This is a genomic window from Oscillochloris sp. ZM17-4, from assembly GCF_019599295.1.
In the GTDB taxonomy this organism is placed as follows: Bacteria; Chloroflexota; Chloroflexia; order Chloroflexales; family Chloroflexaceae; genus Oscillochloris.
The window spans coordinates 1-1,783 of sequence record NZ_JAIEWN010000060.1 but is presented as its reverse complement, the minus strand read 5'-3'; the positions used below and the strand labels follow the sequence as shown (position 1 = coordinate 1,783).

Genomic DNA, 1,783 nt, shown 5'->3' with positions numbered 1-1,783 from the left:
CGCTAACCAATCTTTTTGCCTTCTCCTTTTTGTCATCTACTGTCGCGTAAACGCGACAGCTTGTACCTGCTCTTTCGACGCGTTACGATTCCACGCAACAGGGCGCTCTTCCCGGTGCTTCCCCCGCCAGCTAAAGCAGGCAGTCCCCGCACCGTGGTGGTGCCATCCTCGCAACAAGCGAGGAGTCTTTTTATGCAATACCGCAGAAGTCACCCTATCACCCTCGCGCGCCCGGCCCGTAAACGGGCGGGCTACGGTCTGCGAAGGCCGCCTGCGCGGGCTGATCGAGGCCTCGCAGGCGGCCTTCGGAGAACCTAGCCGGGGGCTTCAGAGCCCCGGCAGTGGCGGCGCACAGGGCGAGTTCTGCGGTATTGCCTTTTTATGGTATCGTAGGTTCACAACGGCGAATGACCGCTGCTCAGCGCGATAGCACGGCGCAAGACACGTGCGCCACTGAGGCACCTGACGACCGAGAGAGGGCTCTCCTCATGGCTCGTGCGCCCCTTCACCGCACCCTCCTGCCGCTGCTCATGCTGCTCATGCTGATCGCCCTGCCGACTGCGCCCGCCGCCGCACTATCGCCAGGCGCACTCCCCGCAGCCTCCGCGCTCGGGCCAGACCTTGTCGCCGACCTGGACCACCTCGTTGAGGCGGCGCGGGCTGACACCGGCGCGCCAGGCGCGCTGCTCGCCGTCGCCCTGCCGAACGGTGATGTCTACCGCAGCGCCCGTGGGGTGGCCGATCTCACCACCGGCACGCCGCTCGCCCCAGACGCCCGCGTGCGCGTGGGCAGCATCACCAAGCCCTTCGTCGCCGCCGTCGCCCTCCAGCTCGTCCAAGAGAGATGGCTGTTACTTGACCACAGCGTCGCGCACTGGGTGCCGGGGCTCGTCCCGGGGGGCGAGCAGATCACCGTCCGCCAGCTCCTCAGCCACACCAGTGGGGTGCCCGACTACCTCACCGACGACCTGATCGCCCGCGCGCATCAGCACCCGGATCATCAGTGGACCCCAGAGGAGCTAGTCGCTGAGGCGCTGCGTCACCCTCGGCTGTTTGCGCCTGGGGCACCTGGGCGCTGGGCCTACTCCAACACCAACTACATCCTGCTGGGCCTGATCATCGAGCAGGTCACGCATCACCCCTTGGAGCAGGAGCTCCAGCAGCGTATTATTACGCCCCTGGGACTGAGCGGCACCGCCCTGTCGCCGCCGAGCGCCGACCCCGGCGATATCGCCCACGGCTATGGGGGCGGAGCCGACCGCACCGCCCTGAATATGTCGATCACCTGGGCGGCCGGCGGGCTCAGCGCGACTGTCACAGACCTCACGCGCTTTACCCAGGGGCTGATGTGGGGCGCGCTGCTCCAGCCAGCGACCTTGAATATGATGCTTGTCTGTGAGCCGACCGGCGGCGCCTGGGGGGGCGCGGACTTCGCGTACGGCCTCGGGGTGATGCAGCGCACCTTGCCCGCGCCGGGCCTCCCCCCGGAGGCGCGCCTGGCGCTCGGGCACACCGGCTTGCTGGAAGGGTACCGCAGCGCGATGTGGTACTTCCCCGGCAGCGGAGTCACCATCGCGGCGGCCTTCACGCGCGAGGAGGCCGACCCAAATAAGCTCGTGACCGGTGCGCTCCAGGTGCTTGCGGCGCATGGCACCCTGGCCCAACCGGCGGCATCTGCGCCGTAGATCGGCGCTGGCGCGTGCTTCGGCCGCGGCCAACAAGCGAGCATGCGCGTTACACCACGCCAGCAATGAGGTGTGTAGGCTCACCACCGCAGCGCCCG

1 protein-coding gene is annotated in these 1,783 nt (G+C 67.9%); it reads left to right on the top strand.

What is annotated here, in order from left to right:
* Positions 1-488: 488 nt before the first annotated feature.
* Positions 489-1,685 (top strand): serine hydrolase, encoded by a 1,197-nt coding sequence (locus tag K2Z83_RS25255; RefSeq protein WP_220597945.1) that lies wholly within the window; start codon positions 489-491, stop codon positions 1,683-1,685.
* Positions 1,686-1,783: the final 98 nt, after the last annotated feature.

Excerpts from the sequence above, each read along its gene's own strand:
- K2Z83_RS25255 (WP_220597945.1), top strand. The coding sequence starts at position 489 with ATGGCTCGTGCGCCCCTTCACCGCACCCTCCTGCCGCTGCTCATGCTG.